Origin of the sequence: Nocardioides agariphilus (genome assembly GCF_015352445.1) — a bacterium.
In the GTDB taxonomy this organism is placed as follows: Bacteria; Actinomycetota; Actinomycetes; order Propionibacteriales; family Nocardioidaceae; genus Nocardioides; species Nocardioides agariphilus.
On sequence record NZ_JADKPO010000004.1, the window covers coordinates 1 to 20,151 of the forward strand.

The window sequence follows — 20,151 nt, forward strand, 5'->3', positions numbered from 1 at the left end:
CGACGAAGCACGAGGCGCCCGCCCCGAGCGATCGAGACGGGCGCCTCACCCTGCCACTTGACAGGAATCGCCTACATATCAGCTGCGGTCACCGCTGGTCGAGCCTGAGCGCCAGTCGGGGGCACCCGCGGACTGCCGCACGAGCAGCGGGCAACAGGTCGTCGGACACCAGGTCCGCCACGATCGGATAGCCCCACTCATCCAGCGTGACGATCTCCGGCAGCAGCTCGCGGCACAACCCCCGAGCGCGGCAGGCCGGCCAGTCGACAAGCAGCGCGTGGCTCATGGCTCCAGCCCTCTCGGTGCCATGCTCACGCGACGCTCCGCACGGAGTGCGGGGGTTCGGGGCGACGAGCCCAAGAGGCACGCACGATGAAGGCCGCCAGCACGGCCACACAGCACCCGAGGGTGGGCAGCACCGCCAGCCCACCGGGCTGGCGCAGGTCTGTCCCGATGCCGATGCCGTGCACGACGGAGAGGCACCACGCGACCCATGCCGACAAGTGGACGGCTCGCCAGGAGCGATGACCCAGTCGGGTCCGGACCAGGCTCGTGACGACCAGGACGAGCAGGAAGTCGAAGGCCAGCGCACCCAGACCGAGCCACACCGGCTCGTAGGTCGCCCCGGCCGGCACCAGGGCCTGCCACCAGCGGATGTCCACGTAGCTGTCGACCACCGCGGAAGCGATGTGCACGCCCAACATGACGACCCCCAACAGCGCCAGGTTGCGATGGAGGTCCTGGGTCACGAACGCCGGCAGCCGGCGTCCGTGACTCCCGCGCACACTCAGCACGCCGAGCACCACCGTCAGCGTCAGCAGAAGCAGGAGTACGACGCCGGTGGCGCGGTTGACGTACCAGAGCAGCGGCCCGTCGGTCATGCCGCCCGCCTCCCCTCTGGCCAGGCCCCGACCCTGTGCACGGAGCCGTCGGCCGCCACCAGCCTCGCGCTGACGCCGCGTGACTCGAGCCAACCAGGTGCGGCGGTGCCGAGGACGACCGCTGCGGTGGTCGCCGTGTTCGCCGACGAGCAGGTAGCGCCTGTCGACGTCACGGTGCGCCACACCTCGGGGGCGGGACGTCCGGTGCGCGGATCCAGCAGGTGGTGGAGCCGCGCGCCCCTCAGCGTCCAGCGGCGTACGCAGGTGCTGGAGGTCGCCATGCCGCCCGCATCGAGGTGGACGACCTCGTCGGGAACGGACCCGGGACGCTCGGCGATGGCGATCGGCCACGGCTCCGGGTCCCGCTGCGCGATCCGGACGTCTCCTCCGACGCTCACCACGGCAGATCCACGCAGGTGCTCCTCGTACGCCGCCGCCACCAGATCGGCGACCCACGCCTTGCCGGTCGCCCCGAGGTCGAGTGAGGTCCCTGGCGGGATCCGGATCCCACCGGAGGGGTCGAGCCCGATCCGCTGCCAGGCGTCGAGATCCGACACCTCCGTCTCGACGACCTCTGCGCCGTCGCGATCCACGAGGGCCCCGAAGTCACGGTCGTATCCCAAGGCGACCAGCTGGCGTCCGAGCAGCGGATGGACCAGGCCGCCGGTCTCCCTCGCGGCCCCGATCGCCACGTCGACCGCCGCGACGAGGAGCGGGTCGACCTCGACCCACTCGCCTGGGTGCGCATTGACGCGCGAGAGGTCGGAGTCCGCACGGAACCGGCTACACGTCTCGTCGACGTCGACGACCACGCGAACGGCCAGACCTCTCGCCGCGGCCAGCTCGGCCGGGTCACGGACGGCGACGAACACGGTGCACCCCAGAGCCTCGAAGGTCGTGGTCGTATCGCTGGAGGCCGTGGACACGTCAGGACCCGTTCGACGGAGCCGGGGGCGGAGGCGGTTGTGGCGGTGCGGGTGGCGGGGCCGGTGCCGCGTGCGGCGCGGGTGCTGGTCGGGTCTGGGTCGGCCCCGCACTCACGGTTCCCCCCACGCCAGGGACTCCGGACGCGGCCGTGACGTAGCGCAAGGTGACCCGGGTCTTGATCGGCCGCTGGCGGAGCACCGTCCGAGGACGAGGGCCGCGGACGTCCGGGCTGGCGACCCGACCTGCGTCCCCCTGCTGTGCGGTGGCCTCGCTGGTCGCCTGCGTGGCCGCTTCCTCCTGTGCGTCCTGCGCCACGACCCCGGCCACCCACCCGGTTGCCGTGATCGCCGTTGCCCCGACGACCCCCGTCATGACACTGACCGTGCCTCGGTAGCGATCGCGGGTGCGGGCGTCGTAGCTCATGCTCGCCAGGATCATCGGGCCCGTGACAAGCACGTCTCATCGCCGCGTTAAGAGCTGGTCATGGAAAGTCTTGAGAGTTCCTTGATGTTCTCGCGAGGCACGCATATCAGGACACGTCCCATCGTTGGCTCATGAAGCTCCTGTCCGCCGGCGTCGCGTCGGCCGCACTCGTTGCCGGTCTTGCGGGATCGGTCGCCGCGTATCGCAGCCAGGTCCCCGACAGCGTCGAACGACCATCCGACTCGATGCAGCAGGCGGGCACCGTCGCCCCCGCCGCACTCGGTTCACGGGTGCGGTGGGCGCCGTGCCCGGACGGGACGCGGCTGCACCAGAAGGCCTGTGTCAGGCATGTCGTCCGCACGGTCGTCCTGCCCGCCGTGACCCCGGCCTCGGCCGCGGCCGCCGCGACGAGCACCGCCACCGGTCCGGGCGGGACCGTCCACGACACCGACCCCGGCGACGACGACCAGCACGGCGAGGACAGTCGCGACGACTCTCGCGACGATGCGCGCGACACGGACGACGGCACGGACGACGGCGCGCACGACGACGATGCGACCGACCATGCCGACGAGCACGACTCCGACAGCGAAGCAGAAGGTGACTGACCCGACCTCAGGCGTCCGTCACCGGCAGCCTCACCATACCTGGGCGCCGCCCGCGGCGCTCACACCGGTCGACAGCGTGCCACCGCAACCAGTGGCGGTGCGCAAGGCGATGTCGAGCCCCACACCGGTGCTCCCGGGCCGCTGGCGCCGCGGCCGGGAGGGCCAACCCGGTCCCGAGTCCGAGACCGTGATCACCGCCTGATCGCCCTCTCGCCCCAGCTCGACGCGCAGAGCGGTCCCCTCGGGAGTGTGGGCGAAGACGTTGTCCACCAGTACGTCGACGAGGTCACCGAGGTCCTCTGCCGCGAGCGGGACCCTCAGCTCCTCGTGGGGCAAGGACACTCCCAGCGCTCGCGCCTGGTCCTCTGCGAGCGGCTGCCAGAAGGAGAGCCGGTGGGCCACTGCGGCTCGAGCCTCACAGCTGGGCGACAGGTCGGTGCGCACCGGCCTGCGCGCCTCGCGCACGATCGCGTCGATCGCGCGCTGCAGTCCCGCGATGTGGTGCTGCAGGCGCTCGCCCAGCTCCGGGTCAGTCACGGCTTCGGCGTCCAGGCGGAGGGCGGTCACCGGCGTACGCAGTCGATGCGACAGGTCACCGACCGCGGCACGCTCACTGACCAGCAGCTCCCCGGTCCGTTCGGCCAAGCCGTTCAGCGCCCGCGCCAGCTCCTGGGTCTCGCCCGGACCACTGACCACGGCGCGCGCCTGCAGGTCGCCCTCGCGCAGCCGGTGAGCGGTGGCCGCGACCTCACGGAGCGGCTCGCTGATACGCCGGCCCAGCTGCCAGGCAACCGCTACAGCGAGGGCCAGCAACCCGACGCCGAGGCCGATGATCCCCGCCCAGGCCCCTCTCACGCCGCTGCGGAGGTCCTGCGGGGTCACGCTCGTGCGCACCACCGCTGTGCCGTCCTCGACGAGGACAGGCACCAGCACCCGCCCGCCCTTCTCGTCGACGACGGTGAAGGCCTCCCCGTCCAGCGCGCGCTGCACCTCGGGGTCCCCGGCGAGGCCAGGGCCCCCGCCCAGCTGGTGCCCGTCCGGCGTCAGCACGCCGGTCGTCGGCCTGCCCCTGCTGTCGATGTCTGCGACGAGCTCGGCCAGCTGCGGGTCGCCGTTGAGTCCGGCGACCAGGATCGCCACGTTGCGGGCCTCCTGGTCTGCCGCCGCCATGGCGCGGTCCTCGGCCAACGTGTCGACCAGCAGGCACAGCGGAACCACGAAGGACACCACCACCGCCGACGTCGTGGCGACGACCAGCAATGAGATCCGCCGCCGCATCAGGCGTCCTCGGCGTACGGGTCGACCAGGCGTACGCCGACGCCACGCACGCTGATCAGGTATCGCGGCTGGGCAGCGGACTCACCGAGCTTGCGCCGCAGCCACGACAGGTGCACGTCGACGGTGCGGTCGGACCCGCCGTAGACCTCCTGCCACACCTCGGCGAGCAGCTCCCGCTTGGTGACGACCTGCCCGGGTCTGGACGCGAGCAGCGCGAGGACGTCGAACTCCTTGCGCGAGAGCTCCAAGACGGTGCCGTCGAGGGTGGCCCGGCGTGCACCCTCGTCGACCACCAGCCCGCCCACCTTCACCACCGACGCAGCAGGGTCGCGGCCCACACGCCGCAGCACCGCCCGGATCCTGGCGGCCACCTGGTCGGTGCCGAAGGGCTTGACGACGTAGTCGTCGGCCCCGCTGTCGAGTGCCTTGACCATCGTCGGATCGTCGTCCTGGGCGGTGACCACGATGATCGGGACGTCGCTGGCGGCCCGGATCATCGCGATCAGCGTCAGGCCGTCGACGTCGGGGAGACCCAGGTCCAGCAGCACCACCTGTGGCTGCTCGCGAAGGATGTGCTCCAGGCACGCAAGCCCGCTGGCCACCGCGGCCACCGCATGCCCGCGCTCGCGCAGGCCACGGGTCACCGCGGTGCGGATCGCGTCGTCGTCCTCCACCACCAGGACGCTCGTCATGGCCGAACCGTAGCCCGCACGTCCTACCGCCCCGCTGGAAGGATGGCCTCATGAGCAGGGTCCGCGCGGTTGCCGCCGTCATGGCCTGGCTGGTCCTGGTCGGCGCGGCCTCCACGCTGGTGTGGGCAGTGATCTCGCGCGCCGGGGGCGAGGTGGTCGCCTCCCAACAGCCGCTCGCGCCGGCATCGGGAACCACCCTGGGGCGGCCCTCCGAGGACGTCTCGCCGGAGCCCTCCTCGGCCGCCACCGACGCGTCGACCGCGACGTCCTCACCGGGCTCCACGCCGTCGGACTCCCCCGACTCCTCCCAACCCCCGCCCGCCTCCCCGGCCGCTTCGCCACCCACGACACCGCGGGGCTCACCACCGACGTCCTCACCAGGGCCTGCTCCGCAGCGGCGCACCTGGCAGGGGCTCGGCGGAGCCGTCGTCGCTCAGTGTGAGCGGGCTGTGATCTCAGTGATCTCAGCAGCTCCGGCCGACGGGTTCCGCGCCGAGGTCAAGAACGGTGGGCCGGAGGAGCTGGAGATCGAGTTCGAGGGCCGCGAGGACGAGACGGGCCATGGCGCGACGGTCAGGGCGCGCTGCGTCTCGGGGGTCCCGGACTTCAGGGCAGAGGTGTCGGACGACTGACGAGGCGGCCCTCGACCGCGGCCACCGCTCGGCGAGCGGACGCGGACTCGTCAGTCCCACGCCTCCGCCAGCAGGGCCCGGGTGTCCTGTAGCAGCTGGGGCAGCGTCTTGGTGTGACCGACGACCGGCATGAAGTTGCTGTCGCCGACCCACCTCGGCACGACGTGCTGGTGCAGGTGCGCCCTGATGCCGGCCCCTCCGGCCGTGCCCTGGTTCATCCCGACGTTGAAGCCCTCGGCGTGCGAGACGGCGCGCACGGTGCGCATCGCGGCCCGCGTCAGCTCACCGATCTCGGCCGACTCCTCGTCGGTGACCTCCGTGTAGTCGGCGACGTGACGGTAGGGGCAGACCATCAGGTGGCCGGCGGTGTAGGGATACAGGTTGAGCACGGCGTACGCCGTCGCGCCACGTCGCACCACGAGTCCGGACACGTCGTCCCCGCGCGGGATCCGACAGAAGGGACACTCCGCCTCGGATCCGTCGGCCGGCTTGTTCTCGCCGCGGATGTAGGCCATCCGGTACGGCGTCCAGAGACGCTCCAGGCCATCGGGCCCGCCGACGCCGTCCTGGTGCCGGCTGTCGGGCCGGCTGTCGGGCCGGGTCATCGGATCGGGGCTCCCACGTGCTCGAGGATGCGACTCCACGCGTCCACCCGGGCGGCCTGGTTGCCGGCGCGGGTGCCGCCGGGCCGGAGCGTGGCCTCCCCGAGGTGCACCACCGAGGGCATGGCCAGCCCCGGCGGGGAGCCGACCCCATGGCCGGCGTCCGGGTAGGCCACGTGCACAACCTTCTCGCCGCAACCCTCGCGCTGCGCGCGCGCCTCGGCGATCCGGCTCAACCGAGCACTGGGCCAGAACCCGTCATCCTCACCGCTGAGCAGCAGCACGGGCCCGGTGGCCCGCTCTACAGGGATCTCCGCGGCCGCCAACGCCTCGGCATCGTCGAGCAGCGCGAGCGGGTGGTCCGGATCCTCGCGCAGCTGCGGCACCGGCTCGCCCTCGAACCGCCACGCTGCGACGTGAGCGCCGGTCTGCTCGTCGAGCTCGCCCCAGGCGACGCCGCTGCCGACCAAGCTGACCACCGGACCCACCTTGTCCGGCTCCAGAGCCGCCGCGAGCAACGCCAGCTCTCCCGACCTGGAGATGCCGATGACCGACGGAGGCCGGTCCTCGACCCCGGGCACGCGGCGCAGCCAGTCGCAGGCTCGCCCGACGACCTCCACGTCGATGTCGCGCAGCTGGTCGGGCACGCCCGCCCTGCCGAAGTACGCCAGGCTCAGGGAGGTGACGCCGTGTGAGGCGAGCAAGGCCCCCATCAACGGCCAGGCCATCCCGCCCTCCGACCCGGAGAGGAGCACGACGGCGCGCGAACCGCCTTCCTCCGCGGGCGCGAACAACCGTCCGACCACGCCCGTCGCGTCCACGACGTGGTCGGTGACGCCATCTCCCTGCACGCGGCGCAAGTACGACGCGTCGCAGACGAGGTCCTCGCAGGTCGCCCGCAGCGTGACGTTGAGCGGACGCACCGACTGCGGGTCTGGACGCCGGGGTACGTCGGCGCTCCAGAAGAGCCCGAACGGGTCGACGCCGTGGTAGCTGCCGCCCACACTGGCAGCACGCGCGGTGTCGACCTCCCCGTTGTCGTCGACGACATACTCGCCCACGCACGACCACGACAGGCCCGACAGCTCCAGGGACGCCTCGATCGTGACGCGCGCACGCGGCGGGGCGCCGGTGACAACGACGCCATCAGGGGTGTCGACGAGCGCACCCGCGCGGCCGGGACGCAGCTCCACGCGTCAGACCTGCTCGCGCGAGGCCACCGCGGCCGCGACCCGCTCGATCGCCTCCGCCACCGGCACCCCGTTGTCCTGGTGACCGTCGCGGTAGCGGAACGACACCGCGCCGGCCTCGACGTCCTGGTCGCCGGCGATCACCATGAACGGCACCTTCTGCAGCTGCGCGTTGCGGATCTTCTTCTGCATCCGGTCGTCGGAGTCGTCGACCTCGACCCGCAGCCCGCGCGCGCGCATCTGCTGTGCGACGTCGTCGAGGTAGTCGTTGTGCCGCTCTGCGATCGGGATCCCTTGGACCTGCACCGGCGAGAGCCAGGGCGGGAAGGCACCGGCGTAGTGCTCGACCAGCACGCCGATGAACCGCTCGATCGAGCCGAACTTCGCGGAGTGGATCATCACCGGCTGCTGGCGCGTGCCGTCGGCTGCTTGGTACTCCAGGCCGAACCCGGCCGGCTGCGCGAAGTCGTACTGCACTGTCGACATCTGCCAGGTGCGGCCGATCGCGTCCCGTGCCTGCACGGAGATCTTGGGGCCGTAGAACGCCGCCCCGCCCGGATCGGGCACCATCTCCAGGCCGGACTCGTCGGCGACCCGTTGCAGCACGGCGGTCGCGGTCGCCCAGTCCTCGTCGGAGCCCTTGAACTTCTGCTTGTTCTTGTCGTCACGGGTCGACAGCTCGAGGTAGAAGTCGTCGAGGCCGAAGTCTCGGAACAGGCCGAGGCAGAAGTTCAGCAGGTGCTTGATCTCGTCGGGCGCCTGCTCGGCGGTCACGTAGGAATGGGAGTCGTCCTGCGTCATCCCGCGCACGCGGGTCAGGCCGCCGACGACACCGGACTTCTCGTAGCGGTAGACGCCGCCGAACTCGAAGAGCCGAAGGGGAAGCTCACGGTAGGACCGGCCGCGCGACTGGTAGATGAGGTTGTGCATCGGGCACGACATCGCCTTGAGCTGGTACTTCGAGCCCTCCAGCTCCATGGGCGGGTACATCGTCTCGGCGTAGTACGGCAGGTGACCGGAGGTGTGGAACAGCCCGTCCTTGCTGATGTGGGGCGTGCCGACGTAGGAGAAACCCTCCTCGATGTGCCGCTGCCGGACGTAGTCCTCCATGACGCGCTTGATCACGCCGCCCTTGGGGTGGAAGACGACCAGGCCTGGACCGAGCTCCTCGGGGAAGGAGTAGAGGTCGAGGTCGCGGCCGATCTTGCGGTGGTCGCGTCGCTCCGCCTCCTCGAGGCGGTGCAGGTGCTCGGCCAGCGCGTCCTTCGACTCCCACGCGGTGCCGTAGATGCGCTGGAGCTGCTTGTTCTTCTCGTTGCCCCGCCAGTACGCCGCGGCGCTGCGCATCAGCTTGAAGGCCGGGATCCGCTTCGTGGTCGGCAGGTGCGGACCACGGCACAGGTCGGACCAGGCCACCTCGCCGTCGCGGCGGATGTTGTCGTAGATGGTCAGCTCGCCGGCGCCGACCTCTGCGCCGGCGCCCTCTGCGGCCTCCTCGGCCTGGCCGGAACCCTTCAGCCCGATCAGCTCGATCTTGTAGGGCTCGGCCTGGAGCTCCTCGATCGCCTCGGCGTCGGAGACCACCCGTCGGGAGAAGCGCTGGTTCTCCTTGATGATCTTGCGCATCCGGGTCTCGATCGCCTCGAGGTCCTCGGGCTTGAACGGCACCTCGACGTCGAAGTCGTAGTAGAAGCCGTTGTCGATCGGCGGGCCGATCCCGAGCCTCGCCTCGGGCCAGATCTCCTGCACGGCTTGGGCCATCACGTGGGCGGTGGAGTGGCGCAGGATGTCGTGACCGTCACGGGAGTCGATGGCCACGGCCTCGACCTCGTCGCCGTCGGCCAGCTCGTAGGACAGGTCCTTGAGCTGCCCGGAGACTCGGGCCGCGATCACGTCAGGCGCCTCGGTGAACAGCTCCCAGGCCTTGGTGCCCGTCGTGACCGCCTTCTCCTCGCGCGCACCGGCGGTGACGAGGGCGATCTTGATGTCGGACACGGGCCTGCTCCTTCCTTCGTTGGTTGAGGAGGGCGCGCTAGCGCCCGTCTCGAGACCACAGTGACAAGACTGCGATGCTATCGACCGCGTTCGCGATCGGTCGCGGCGGTTTCGTCATGCACCTCACCGGCCTCCCCCTATCCTTCCTGCGACGGATGCAAGCCGCACGAGGGGGCTCGATGGCACGCGAGAAGCGCGAATCCGGGAGCCGGCGCCGCCGCTGGCCCTGGGTTCTGCTGGGCCTCGGCGTGCTCTTCTTCGTGCTCGTCGCACTGGCCGTGCTGGCCCGACCCATGGCTGATGTCAAGCCCGAGGCCGAGGCGGCCAAGGCTGAGCTGGAGAGGGCCCAGGACGCCATCGAGGCCCAAGACGTCAAGACGGCCGAGACCCACGTCGCCTTGGCTCGTCAGCACGTCGACAGGGCCTCCGACCTCGTCAACGGCTTCGGCGGAGACGTCTGGCGCTGGGTGCCGGTCGCGGGCGGCGGCGTCAAGGACGTGCGTCACCTCGTGGCCGCTCTCGACCATGCGACCTCGATGGCCGAGATCGGCACGCAGGTCTACCCCGAGCTGATGCAGAGCGACGACCTGGTGCAGGGCAAGCGGATCGACCTCGACAAGCTCGACGGCATCCTCGCCGACCTCGAGCTCGCCGGCACCCACCTCCGCGCAGCCTCCGACGACCTGGCAGAGGTCAAGGGCAACACCCCCTTCGTGGGCGACGCCGTGGCCGATGCCCGCGACGAGGCGAGCGCGCGCATCGACCCGCTGCGCTCCACCTATGACGAGGCCGAGCCCGTGCTCGAGGCCCTGCCCGACGTGCTCGGCCAGGACCAGGAGAGCAAGTACCTCGTCGCGATCATGAACCCCGCCGAGCAGCGCTACTCCGGCGGCGCCACGTTGACGCTGGTGCCGCTGATGTTCGACAAGGGCAACATCGAGTTCGGTGACACGGTGACCAACGAGGACATCGTGGCCGACGGCCGCGGCCGGATCGGCTGGCCCAAGGTCGTGGGCAACCCGTTCCACCGCAAGGGCAAGGCGCGACTGGTGAGCGCGACCTTCTCGCCGTACTGGACGCAGTCGGGCGAGGAGCTGCTGCGCGCGTGGAAGGTGCGCTTCGACGAGGACTACGAAGGCGTCATCGCCGTCGACCTGGTCGCCCTCGCGCGGCTGATGAACCTGACCGGACCCGTGCAGGCCGAGGGGGTCGGCGAGCTCAACGCGGGCAACCTGGTCAAGGTGCTGGCCGGCAGCTACGACAAGTACGCCTCCGAGGAACAGCGCCGTGAGATCAACCGTGCCGTGGTGCCGGCGTTCAGGGAGAAGCTCTTCCAGGGCGGCAAGTTCTTCGAGAAGTTCCAGGTGCTGGCGCGAGCAGCAAAGGGCCGCCACTTCGCGCTGTACTTCCGCGACACCCGCCTCCAGACCGCCTTCCAGCACCGCCACCTCTCTGGCGACCTGAGCGGCACCGACCACGACTACCTCGGGGTGTTCAGCCAGAACACCAACTTCAGCAAGGCCGACTACTGGCAGGCCCGCACCGTCGACTCCGACGTCAAGCTCAAGACCGACGGCAGCGCGGAGGTCACCGTCAAGATCACCGTCGACAACGACTCGCCGCCGTTTACTCCCCCGTGGGCGCACGGCGCGGTGGCACCCGACTCCGAGGACCCCGGATGGGGCTACTTCACGCGCTACAACGGCAGTGCGGTGGCCCTCTTCATGCCTCGAGGCGCCGAGCTCCAAGGTGCGGTCGACGTCGACGGGGAGCCCTGGGACCCGGTCGTGCGCCAGGTTCTCGACCGCCCCTACATCTATCGCAACGTGACGCTCGAGCCGCAGGCCTCGACGGTGATCACCGTGAAGTACCGCGTGCCCGACGCGGCCGTGGTCGACGGCAGCTCGCTGCTCTACCACCTCGACATCGACCAGCAGGGCATGGTGACCAAGCAGAAGTACACCGTCACCCTCCACGTGCCCGAGGGCTACGGGCCGACTGCGACCCCCGAGGGTTGGAAGCTGGTCAACGGGCGAACGCTGAGGTTCAGCAGCGGCGACAGCGACGAGTCCAAGCGCCTCGAGGTCGACCTCGCGCGTCTCTAGGACTCACGCCTGAACCAGCGAAGCCGCCGGCAGCCACTCCTCGACCAGGATCCAGCCGCTGGGGTCGCGGACCGGGTGGACGACACGGCCCTGCCACCCCGACGCCGTACGGCGCCACTCGATCAGCAGGCCCGGCACCCGTCCGTGGTCGTGGTCGACCCAGCAGTGCCTCAGGGAGCCCGGCCCGCGCTCGCCGTGGGGTGCCGGAAGCTCGGCCGGCGTGGCCTCGCGGCCCGCACCTTCGGAGGCTGATGCGGCCGCCTTGGTCGCCGCGATGCGCTCGGCCATCGTGCCGTAGCCGTGTCCCCCGCGCTTGTTCATGCCACCCGCCACGCGGCCATTCTGACACGAATTCGAACAGGTGTTCGACAAAGGTCGAGCCCGGCACCCTTGGTGGGGTGCCGGGCTCGCCGGTCGTCGCGCGGGTTCCCCGCCTCAGGCGCGGTAGGTGTCCCAGGCGAACTGCATGCGGGCGGCCTGCTCGGGGGTGAACTCGGTCAGGCAGCCGTCGAAGGAGTAGTCCATGAAGTTGTTGATCGGGTCGAAGCCCGGGTCGTCGGCGCAGCTGTCCCGCGGCTCCTCGCTCGCGTCGGGGCACAGGAAGTTGGGCGAGGCCTCCGCAGGCGTATCGGCGATCTGGTCGCCGCCGTTGTAGCTCTCGCTGCCGGGGCAGCCGCCCTGGAAGGTGTGGTAGAGCTCGAACCAGTGACCGACCTCGTGGGTGAGGGTGTCACCCTCCTCGTAGGTGCCGTCGGGGTAGACGCGGGTGTCGCCCTCGGTGTTGCCCTCCGGGTTGGGCACCGAACGGAAGTCGATGACCACGCCGTCGAAGTACCGAGGCAGCGGGCCGTGGGTGGACTCGGCGAACTCCGTGAAGTCGGAGGGGAACCAGGCCCATCCCAGCAACGACTGGCCCAGTGACGCCGAGTAGACGTCAAGGGTCTGGGGGTCGTCGTCGGAGAGCAGCTTCTTCATGGCGACCTCCTTGCCGCCGCCACGGAACAGTCGGGGCTCGGCGCCGTTGGCGCCGATGAGGTTCCACCACTCGGGCATGACCGTCTCGGTGTTCTCCACCAGCTCGAACTGGAAGCCGGTGCCGGCGTAGCCGATGTTGAGCGCGTCGATCTGCGCGGCGATGCGCGCGTCGGACAGGTCACCCCCGCCGTTGCCCTTGGCCTTGAGGATCTCGTGGAAGCGCACCGGCACCACGACGTGGAAGTCGGGGTCCGGCACGGTCGGGATGGCCGCGGAGACGTTCTTCTTGCCGGCCGCCTTCGCGATCCGGGCGTTCTTCTGCGCCTGGAGTTTCAGCGGGTCCTGCTTGATGACGACCTTGTCGTCCTTCGGGATCGAGCCCTTGGGCGACTTGGGGACCGTGCCCTTGTAGTCGACGCAGTCGACGGACTTCTTCTCCTTCGCCGGCGCGCCCATGGTCGGAGCCGCGAGCCCGGCGATGGCCAGCCCGAGCGCCGCGGTAGCGACGCCGACCCGGCGTACCAGCATGCTGGTGTGCATCATGCCTTCCCCCCTCGGAAAGTTCACGTAGGCACCGGAGGCTACGCCGGGGTCGCTTCGCAGGTGAAGACCCGCAGGGGTTAAGCCTGGTCGCGTCCGGTCGTCGTGACCTTCTCGTGACCTCTCGACAGGGCTGCGTTATCTGTGTGTGACCCGGGCAGACGAAGTCCGGCGCGTGCCAGGTGCGGCGCTGGTCGCGACGTCAGTCGAGCGCTGCTCCGGCTGCTCGTAGCAGAGGCGGGAGCCCGAGCAGGACGGTGACCCACACCAACGCCAGCACGCAACGTGCCGTCACGAGGATGCGAGGCGTAGGCCGACGACCTCGGGGCCGACGAACCCATAACGGGCTGTCGTCGACGAACGCGTGGAGAGGTGGATGGTGGTGGGCGTGCCGAGTCACGAGCTTCCTCCTGGCCCTGTCGCTGGGGGGTGACGGCAGGACCTGCGAGCCGGGCCCAACCCGGGATCGCCATGACCACGCTAGATCAACCCGAGCAGTTTGTGTGGGTTTCGCCAACAAACATCAACACAGGGGTAACAATGGAGAGGAGCGACGCAGGCCTCGGGCACGGCATGCGAGCGCCGGCACGACGACCGAGGAGGAACCTGCGTGCGCGCGACCGAACCCGACGACGATCCCCTGCTGCGCTTGATCGAGTGGCACAGCGGCGGCACCGACACGGCCCAGCAGCCTGATGAAGAGCCGGCGGCTCCAGCCGGCGAGGAGAAGACGGTGGGCGATACTGGGTTCGAACCAGTGACCTCTTCGGTGTGAACGAAGCGCGCTACCACTGCGCCAATCGCCCGAGATTGCTGCCTCGGAGTCCCTCCCGGGACGAGGCGAAACCTTAGCGCACGACTCCGGGCGTCTTCACATCTGCAGTCCCGCGACAGCCGCCGTTCGAGGTGGCGCCTGGGCTCGGGCGCGGACGGGTGAGCCTCAGATCCCCATCAGCTCGTGCTCGCGGTGGCGCCAGGTCTCGAGCGCGTCCCGCGTGACGGGGCCCGGGGCCGTGAGGTCACGGTCGTCCCACCGCGAGACACCTTGGACGTCTCGGGTGGTCGACGCCAAGAAGATCTCGGTGGCTCCCGCGAGCGCCTCGATGGGCTCGTCGACCTCGCGCCCGCCGTACCACTCGAGCACCAGTCCCCTGGTCACTCCCGCCAAGCAGCCGCTCGCGAGCGTCGGGGTGCGCAGCTCGCCGTCGACGACGTAGAAGACATTGGTGCCGGTGCCCTCGCACAGGTGTCCGGCGAGGTTGGCGAACACCGCCTCCGTCGCCCCGCGTCGCCGGGCCTCGGCCAGCGCGACGACGTTCTCGGCGTACGACGTCGTCTTGAGGCCGGCGATCGCCCCGCGCTCGTTACGCGGCCAGGGCATCGTCGCCACGGTCGCACTCCCCGCTGCGGGATCCATCGGCGCAGCGACCACGATCAGGGTCGGCGGCTCATCTCCTCGACCCGAACCCAGGGGCGCCGGCCCTCCGGTGTAGGTGATCCGGAGTCGGCCGAGGGCCAGACCCGCCCCGTTCAGCACCGCCTCCACGCCCTTGCGTACGTCGGGCTCGTCGAGCTCGGGAAGTCCCAGGCCCTGGGCTGACCGCGCCAACCGCTCGAGGTGCAACGTCAGCGCGAACGGCTGGTCGTCGACGACCTTGACCGCCTCGAAGACCCCGTCGCCGACCGTCAGACCGTGGTCGCTGACCGCGATGGCAGGGGCTCCCGGATCGTCGAGAAGGCTGCCGTTGACCCACGCACGCATGCCCTCGACCCTAGGGCCCCGACCCCTGCGCCACGCCCGCCGGACCTCAAATTGGAGGGGGCTGGACCTTTGGGTATGGTTCTCTTCGTTCTGCCGGGCAACCGGTGTGACAAGCGGACGTAGCTCAGTTGGTAGAGCGCAACCTTGCCAAGGTTGAGGTCGCGAGTTCGAGCCTCGTCGTCCGCTCGGGAGTTGCCGGCCACGTGTGGCCTCCACGGTGGGTTGGCCGAGAGGCGAGGCAACGGACTGCAAATCCGTGTACACGGGTTCAAATCCCGTACCCACCTCGAACTAAAGATTCACCAGCACCACCACGGGCGATTGGCGCAGCGGTAGCGCGCTTCCTTGACACGGAAGAGGTCACTGGTTCAAACCCAGTATCGCCCACCAGATAACCGCCGGTCAGAGGCCCTTTCGAGGGCCTCTTTCCGTTTTCGGGAACATACGGCGAACAAGGAACCGGCCCTTCTGACCGGGTCCGACCGCTCCCCCCGGCATCACAGCAGCGCCTTCAGTTGCTCCCGAGCGCGCTCGTACGCCGCGGCGCCATCGCGGTCCGGAGCCGCGACGCGAATGATTGGCGGCCGACCCATCGCCGGTGTCACCAAGTCCCGGAGCGCGTCGTTGTACGCCCGCTGGCGCGGCCGGCCGCCCGGCCCGAAGGCTGCCGCCGCCTTGTGTGCGAAGTCCCGATCAGCCTTCGGCGAGAGCTCTCGGCAGAACGCTCGGTATTGCTCGATGTCGAAGCCCACGGTCGCCGCATTGGGGTACAGGTCCAACGTGACGAGTCGATGCGAAGTGAAGTGCTGGCGCTCATCCACCTCAATGAAGGTGCCAGACGAGGCATGGAGGAAGTCGCCAGAGAGCAGGCGCATTGGCTTGCCAGCGAGCTCATCAGGTCTGCCCTCGAGAGCGGCGAATATTGCGACCAGTGCGGCGATTACCCCGGGGTCGATGCCGCTCAATCCGAGGTGTCCCCTGCCATTCAGCCACGGCACGCTCGCAGGCACGAGAACGATGCCATCGGCGGCTGCCGCCTTGGCGAAGGCGTTCTGGCAATCCCGGACGGCCATCTATGCGGTGCCCCCTCTTCTCATGGGACGAGCATCGCACCCAGCCCACACGGTGCACCGTCCGGTCGGCCTTCCTCCTCAACTTCTTGACACTTGCCTCAGCGGCGCACGAGGCCCGCGAAGCTTTCGCATCAGTGTTCCCGAGCCTGCTCGGAATGACACTCTCGCGTCGGATGCCCGAGACAACCTTCAAGAAGATCATGAAGAAGGTCGCTGTTGCGGACTCGCTGGACGACGCGCGGCGCACCGCTGGCATGGCGCGCCTCGTCGCTCAACTGAAGAGCGACTTCGAGAAGCAGTATCTGAACTGATGTCTCAGCGGGGCCTTGGCCGGACCGATGCGAGCTCCGCCGGTCGATCGGGCTCAGACCCAGGTGTACGTGAGCCTAGTGAACACATCACGGGCCGACTCGGCGAACGAGCAGTCGGCCCGGCCCCACCACACCACGTACGGCGAGGACCGTGGGAGTTCGTCAACCAGGAAGCTCCAGTCCTGCCCGGCCAGCCGGTCCTCCGCAAGGGACGCGAACTCGTCGTTGGGGTAGTGCGATTCCAGCGATCCTCCGCGCACGACCCAGACGCCCAGCAGTTGTGACCCGTCTGCTGAGAGGTGCAGCAGCGCCTGGTCGGCCAGCGCGGGTGCGTATCGGTTCACGAAGGCCGCCCCACCGTCGGGGTGCTGCCGGGCGACCAACTCTGCGGGCATAGAGCCGGTCCACACGGTGTCGGTGTCGGGGAATACCTCGCGGAACTCCTCGAACCGTCGCCAGATCGTCGGGTGTCGCTCAGGGGCGCACACCGCGTAGACGACTCGGTCGAACTCGCCCACGGCGACCATCAACGACGCGAGCGCGAGGTTGCGCATTGGCTGGTTCCGTCCCTGGCGGGCCACGCAGCCGCCGTCATTCGACGGGCCGTTCGGGGCGCGCGGGAGCGGCAGGTGGTCATCGTAGAGGCGTCGACCCCGGCCGTGGTTCTGTAGTTGGAAGCATGTGCCCGGGTCGCTGCCGAACAAGCCCGGCGAGTCACAGGTGGCGCGGCTGGGGTTGTCTGGGCTCTCGAAGGCACTGCAGGGGCCGAAGTCGATCTCGCTCAGCTTGACCTCGATGAAGGCCGCGACCTGCTCGCCGTCCTCGGTGGTCCCAGTCAGAACCACGTCGACCTGGGTGCGATGCGGGCTTCGCGAAGAGGCCTCACCCAGCCGGTCCGCGAGGTCCTCGAACTCAAAGACCACCGAGCCGACCTCGGTAACCTTCAGACCCAGGTGGGCGAGCACCCGCTTGACGCCGCCCTCGGGCAGTGGAGCGAACAGACTCAGCGCGAACGCCTGCGAACTGCGCACGTGCCGCACCCACCGGTGTGTCAAGCCACGGTCACGCAGGTCGACCAACGCGGGCAGCGCCGCCGGCAGGACCGCAACCGCATCGTCGCGACTCACGATGGGGCGCCGCGTCATGCGTCGCCCCCCATCAGGGCGCGAGTCAACATCCCCGCCCACCGCGGGCCCTCGACAGGTCTCGCGACCATCGGGGCTACGGTCCAGAGATCCTTCGCCTGCAGCGGGCGGAGCTCCAGCGGCGACGCGTTGACGTCGGGCACCAGATGCACCTCGACACGGCAGTCGCCCTTCAACGCCTCGAGCTGCGGCGCGAGGTAGCCGTTGAACGCTATGCCCTTCGTGTCAGGCCCGAGCACCAGGTGCATGTGAAGGCGATCGCCGTTCGGGTCGGACTTGGGCTCAGCGACGTCGAGCCCGCTCTCGCGGAGGCGTGCCCGAATCTCGTCCTCGTTCGCTCGGACCCAGATCGCGTAGTCCAGCGCCTGCAGCACCACACGCGGGTCGTGCCCGATCTTGGTCTCCACCACGTGGAGGTGGCCCTTCGCGTCGACACCGAGGAAATCGATGTAGCCGGGGCGACCAACCCTCTTGGAGTCCGACCCGTCCAACCCCCGGTACGCCGGATACTCGCGGAGGAGGTGTACCAAGCCCAGGTCGGACGCTTGCGACCCGAGAGTGGCCTGCATCCGATGCTCCCGCATCTGCGAGGATTTGCTCTCCCCGTGCTCAACCGCCTCGGCGATCTCTGCGTTGATCTCAGCGATCTCCTCATCTGTCGGCCTCGCCATGAACGTCCGGTCGTAGGGCTTCGCAGTGGCGCTCTTGCCGGTGTACTGGACGCCGGCCTGGATCCGGAGACCCTTGCGGGTGTTGCTCACCTTCAGGACCTGCAAGCCTTGGTGGTGCCAGGACAGATAGCTCCGGTCATGAGCCTCCAGACCGGTGGTATCGACCCTGGCCAGCCACGATTCCTGCTGCGGGGTGAGGTCCAGCCTCTTCGAGACGCGCCCCGGCAGTGCTCGCAAGCGTTCGAACACGTCGATCCGCGCCAGCGTGCGGACCTGACGAGGCTCGCCGCCCTCGAATCCCCAGACTCTGACCGGGGTCTCGATCCATGGAAGCCGGGTCAACGTCCCGGCCAGCATCGACGGCGGCAGCACCAAGTGAAGATCACGATTGCGCTGCCAAGCCAGCCCGTAGGCCAGCACCTCGTCGACGATGATGTGCTTCTCAGCCGGGGATACCACCGCGATCAGGACGGAATCGTCGGCAGTCACGAACCAGTGCGCGTGCTTGCTCATCCGCGAGCCCGGTGCAAACCCCCGGATCGGGTCTTGCACGGTCGCAGCTGCCGCCCTCTCGGCGGCGATGGCGAAGTCCTTCCTCGCCTGTTTGATGTCGTTCATGGGATGAGTCTTGCGTCTGGGTCCGACGGAACATAGCGCGATCGACCGCTGCGTGCGTCGGCCACAGCGCCACCATCAGTACCCTGAGACCTGTCGACGCGCCCATTCCGTGAACGCCTGAGAGGATCGTCCGCATGGCTGACGCGCGCCGCATCGGGAGTTCAGGTGCGTAGAGGCTGATCGGCTTCTCGTTCTCGAGGTAGGACCGCGCGTAGGTGAAGTCCAGACGATCGGCGCCCACGCGGTCAACTGCTCCGGCGATCACGGGTGCCGATTCATCGAGCAGCCACGTCCAGACGAAGACTCGTGCCCGGTACGGGTCAGAAGTCATCGTCGGGCTCTGTCCTCTTCCTCGGCTTGTCCACCCGAGTGGGCAGCAGCGCCAGGCGGTCTCGTCCCTCTCGACGCAGACGCGCAAGCTCGGCGCGGTCCTCAGCGCCGAACAGCGGGACCCTGAGGGTGTCGGCAGCGTTGAACGCATTGCCGAGCGAAACGCCCGGGTCCCCCGCTTCGATCGCGGCGACAGTGCGGCGGTCGACGCCGATGCGCTCGGCCAGCTCGGCCGCCGTCCACTTGCGCGCGATGCGGCCAGCCTTGATCTGCTGGGCGACTGCTCCTGGACCAACTCAGACCGGCCGAGTGCTGAAATCTCATCGCTGGGGCCCGGCGTCGAGTGGCCCCGGGTGCGCTCGATACTGAGCGAGCGCCTGCTGTAGACAGTCTTTCCTGTTCAACTCCGATGAGCTTCGCAGTCGCCCGCGGTCTGCAGGCCATATCCAGTGGCACTCGATCTTGGAGGCGTCTTGAAGCTTCTCCTCACGTCCGGCGGCATCACGAACACCAGCATCCGCGATGCGCTGGTCGACCTGCTGGGCAAGCCGGTCGGCGAGTCGAGCGCGCTCTGCATCCCGACGGCGCAGTGGGGACACCCGATGTGCGGGCCGGTGTCTGCCCGGGGCTTCGTCAGCGGCCTGCCCCCGTGGGGTGGCATGACCTCCATGGAGTGGAAGTCGCTGGGCATGCTCGAGTTGAGCGCGTTGCCCACGATCGGTTCGGAGCGCTGGATCCCTTGGGTTCGGGAGGCTGACGTGCTGCTGGTCGACGGCGGCGACGCGACGTACCTGTGCCATTGGATGCGCGAGTCCGGTTTGGCCGACCTCCTGCCCTCGCTGCCCGACACGGTCTGGGTGGGCGTCAGCGCCGGCAGCATGGTGATGACCCCGCGGATCGGCGATGACTTCGTGAACTGGCCCTCGGCGCCGGACGACAGAACCCTCGGGCTGGTGGACTTCACGATCTTTCCGCACCTGGACGTCTTCCCGACCAACACCATGGCCGAGGCGGAGCGCTGGGCGACCGGCGTCGGCCACCCGGCGTACGTCCTGGACGATCAGACCGCCATCAAGGTGACCGACGGCACGGTCGAGGTGGTCTCCGAAGGTCACTGGAAGCTGCTCTCGCCGCAGTCGCGTTAGGACTCGTCAGGGCGGCGTTAGGAGAGCGTTAGGGCCGCCGTTGAGCGGCTTTCCCGGCTGTTCCATGGACTCGTGAACCTGTCCGACCTCCTGTACCTCGCGATCACCGTCGTGTTCTTCGCGCTGTCGTACGTCCTCGTCAAAGGGCTGGAGAAGCTGTGAGCGGCGAGCAGTGGACCGGGCTGGTCCTCAGCATCTTGCTGCTGGGCTACCTGATCGCGGCCCTCCTCTTCCCGGAACGGTTCTGA

At 69.3% G+C, this 20,151-nt stretch carries 22 protein-coding genes and 4 tRNA genes; 10 read left to right on the plus strand and 16 right to left on the minus strand.

Translation table 11 applies throughout. The annotated features are described in order from the left end of the window. Positions 1–88: 88 nt before the first annotated feature. From ISU10_RS03980 to ISU10_RS03995, 4 genes are read right to left on the minus strand one after another with little or no spacing between them, the layout of a single operon-like run. On the minus strand, positions 89–286 hold the full coding sequence (locus ISU10_RS03980) for a ferredoxin (protein WP_194695084.1): 198 nt from the start codon (positions 284–286) through the stop codon (positions 89–91). A gap of 25 nt (positions 287–311) precedes the next feature. Next, entirely contained in the window at positions 312–881 is a 570-nt protein-coding gene (locus ISU10_RS03985) for a DUF8596 domain-containing protein (protein WP_194695085.1), read from the minus strand. Further along, a complete protein-coding gene (locus ISU10_RS03990) occupies positions 878–1,807 on the minus strand; it encodes an FAD:protein FMN transferase (protein ID WP_194695086.1) in 930 nt (309 codons plus the stop codon). Before ISU10_RS03990 ends, ISU10_RS03985 begins: the two co-directional genes overlap by 4 nt. Position 1,808: 1 nt before the next feature. Continuing rightward, the gene (locus ISU10_RS03995) at positions 1,809–2,231 is read right to left on the minus strand and encodes a hypothetical protein (RefSeq protein WP_194695087.1); all 423 of its coding nucleotides are present in this window, start codon (positions 2,229–2,231) and stop codon (positions 1,809–1,811) included. Between the two features lie 131 nt (positions 2,232–2,362). On the opposite strand from ISU10_RS03995, the gene ISU10_RS04000 reads away from it, so the two are divergent. After that, on the plus strand, positions 2,363–2,839 hold the full coding sequence (locus tag ISU10_RS04000) for a hypothetical protein (RefSeq protein WP_194695088.1): 477 nt from the start codon (positions 2,363–2,365) through the stop codon (positions 2,837–2,839). Between the two features lie 30 nt (positions 2,840–2,869). On the opposite strand, the gene ISU10_RS04005 is transcribed toward ISU10_RS04000, so the two are convergent. Both ISU10_RS04005 and ISU10_RS04010 read right to left on the minus strand, forming a co-directional pair. Then, positions 2,870–4,117, minus strand: a complete 1,248-nt coding sequence (locus ISU10_RS04005) for a sensor histidine kinase (protein WP_194695089.1) — start codon at positions 4,115–4,117, stop codon at positions 2,870–2,872. Next, positions 4,117–4,809 (minus strand): response regulator transcription factor, encoded by a 693-nt coding sequence (locus ISU10_RS04010; protein ID WP_194695090.1) that lies wholly within the window; start codon positions 4,807–4,809, stop codon positions 4,117–4,119. The genes ISU10_RS04005 and ISU10_RS04010 overlap by 1 nt, the downstream gene beginning before the upstream one ends. Before the next feature lie 50 nt (positions 4,810–4,859). Here ISU10_RS04010 and ISU10_RS04015 point away from each other — a divergent pair, with 50 nt between their 5' ends. After that, on the plus strand, positions 4,860–5,441 hold the full coding sequence (locus ISU10_RS04015; RefSeq protein ID WP_194695091.1) for a hypothetical protein: 582 nt from the start codon (positions 4,860–4,862) through the stop codon (positions 5,439–5,441). A 50-nt stretch (positions 5,442–5,491) separates the two neighbouring features. Here the strand turns inward: ISU10_RS04015 and ISU10_RS04020 are convergent, their stop codons facing one another. Genes ISU10_RS04020 through thrS form a run of 3 tightly spaced genes read right to left on the minus strand, consistent with a single transcriptional unit; the run spans position 5,492 to position 9,228 of the window. Next, positions 5,492–6,046: an HIT family protein gene (locus tag ISU10_RS04020; protein WP_194695092.1), complete on the minus strand. Its 555-nt coding sequence runs from the start codon at positions 6,044–6,046 to the stop codon at positions 5,492–5,494. Further along, entirely contained in the window at positions 6,043–7,236 is a 1,194-nt protein-coding gene (locus tag ISU10_RS04025; RefSeq protein WP_194695093.1) for an acyl-CoA thioesterase/bile acid-CoA:amino acid N-acyltransferase family protein, read from the minus strand. Before ISU10_RS04025 ends, ISU10_RS04020 begins: the two co-directional genes overlap by 4 nt. Before the next feature lie 3 nt (positions 7,237–7,239). After that, on the minus strand, positions 7,240–9,228 hold the full coding sequence (gene thrS, locus ISU10_RS04030; protein ID WP_194695094.1) for a threonine--tRNA ligase: 1,989 nt from the start codon (positions 9,226–9,228) through the stop codon (positions 7,240–7,242). Positions 9,229–9,407: 179 nt separating this feature from the next. Here thrS and ISU10_RS04035 point away from each other — a divergent pair, with 179 nt between their 5' ends. Beyond that, positions 9,408–11,333, plus strand: coding sequence for a DUF4012 domain-containing protein (locus tag ISU10_RS04035; RefSeq protein WP_194695095.1), 1,926 nt, complete (start codon positions 9,408–9,410; stop codon positions 11,331–11,333). A gap of 3 nt (positions 11,334–11,336) precedes the next feature. Here the strand turns inward: ISU10_RS04035 and ISU10_RS04040 are convergent, their stop codons facing one another. From ISU10_RS04040 to ISU10_RS04055, 4 genes are all read right to left on the minus strand, one after another. After that, a complete protein-coding gene (locus tag ISU10_RS04040; RefSeq protein WP_370864715.1) occupies positions 11,337–11,666 on the minus strand; it encodes a hypothetical protein in 330 nt (109 codons plus the stop codon). A 102-nt stretch (positions 11,667–11,768) separates the two neighbouring features. Then, positions 11,769–12,851, minus strand: a complete 1,083-nt coding sequence (locus tag ISU10_RS04045) for a zinc metalloprotease (protein WP_194695096.1) — start codon at positions 12,849–12,851, stop codon at positions 11,769–11,771. Positions 12,852–13,582: 731 nt separating this feature from the next. Then, a tRNA-Val gene (locus ISU10_RS04050) sits at positions 13,583–13,654 on the minus strand. A 134-nt stretch (positions 13,655–13,788) separates the two neighbouring features. Beyond that, entirely contained in the window at positions 13,789–14,610 is an 822-nt protein-coding gene (locus ISU10_RS04055; RefSeq protein WP_194695097.1) for an aminotransferase class IV, read from the minus strand. Positions 14,611–14,723: 113 nt separating this feature from the next. On the opposite strand from ISU10_RS04055, the gene ISU10_RS04060 reads away from it, so the two are divergent. From ISU10_RS04060 to ISU10_RS04070, 3 genes are all read left to right on the plus strand, one after another. Then, positions 14,724–14,796: transfer RNA gene (locus ISU10_RS04060), tRNA-Gly, on the plus strand. A 30-nt stretch (positions 14,797–14,826) separates the two neighbouring features. Then, positions 14,827–14,897, plus strand: a tRNA-Cys gene (locus ISU10_RS04065). 28 nt (positions 14,898–14,925) lie between these two features. Next, positions 14,926–15,000 (plus strand) — tRNA-Val (locus ISU10_RS04070). Positions 15,001–15,107: 107 nt separating this feature from the next. Here the strand turns inward: ISU10_RS04070 and ISU10_RS04075 are convergent. Beyond that, complete coding sequence (locus ISU10_RS04075) at positions 15,108–15,683, minus strand: DUF7255 family protein (protein ID WP_194695098.1); 576 nt, start codon at positions 15,681–15,683, stop codon at positions 15,108–15,110. A 173-nt stretch (positions 15,684–15,856) separates the two neighbouring features. Between ISU10_RS04075 and ISU10_RS04080 the strand changes: the two genes are divergently transcribed. Beyond that, a complete protein-coding gene (locus ISU10_RS04080; RefSeq protein WP_194695099.1) occupies positions 15,857–15,994 on the plus strand; it encodes a hypothetical protein in 138 nt (45 codons plus the stop codon). A 53-nt stretch (positions 15,995–16,047) separates the two neighbouring features. Here the strand turns inward: ISU10_RS04080 and ISU10_RS04085 are convergent, their stop codons facing one another. Then, positions 16,048–17,139: a PGN_0703 family putative restriction endonuclease gene (locus ISU10_RS04085; protein ID WP_194695100.1), complete on the minus strand. Its 1,092-nt coding sequence runs from the start codon at positions 17,137–17,139 to the stop codon at positions 16,048–16,050. After that, positions 17,136–18,428: a PDDEXK family nuclease gene (locus ISU10_RS04090; protein WP_194695101.1), complete on the minus strand. Its 1,293-nt coding sequence runs from the start codon at positions 18,426–18,428 to the stop codon at positions 17,136–17,138. The genes ISU10_RS04085 and ISU10_RS04090 overlap by 4 nt, the downstream gene beginning before the upstream one ends. Positions 18,429–18,643: 215 nt before the next feature. On the opposite strand from ISU10_RS04090, the gene ISU10_RS24325 reads away from it, so the two are divergent. From ISU10_RS24325 to kdpF, 3 genes are all read left to right on the plus strand, one after another. After that, positions 18,644–19,144, plus strand: coding sequence for a hypothetical protein (locus ISU10_RS24325; protein WP_442417785.1), 501 nt, complete (start codon positions 18,644–18,646; stop codon positions 19,142–19,144). 87 nt (positions 19,145–19,231) lie between these two features. Then, positions 19,232–19,903 carry a Type 1 glutamine amidotransferase-like domain-containing protein gene (locus ISU10_RS04100; RefSeq protein ID WP_194695102.1) on the plus strand — a complete coding sequence of 224 codons (672 nt, stop codon included), beginning with the start codon at positions 19,232–19,234 and terminating at the stop codon, positions 19,901–19,903. Positions 19,904–20,061: 158 nt separating this feature from the next. Beyond that, positions 20,062–20,151, plus strand: a complete 90-nt coding sequence (gene kdpF, locus ISU10_RS04105) for a K(+)-transporting ATPase subunit F (protein WP_194695103.1) — start codon at positions 20,062–20,064, stop codon at positions 20,149–20,151.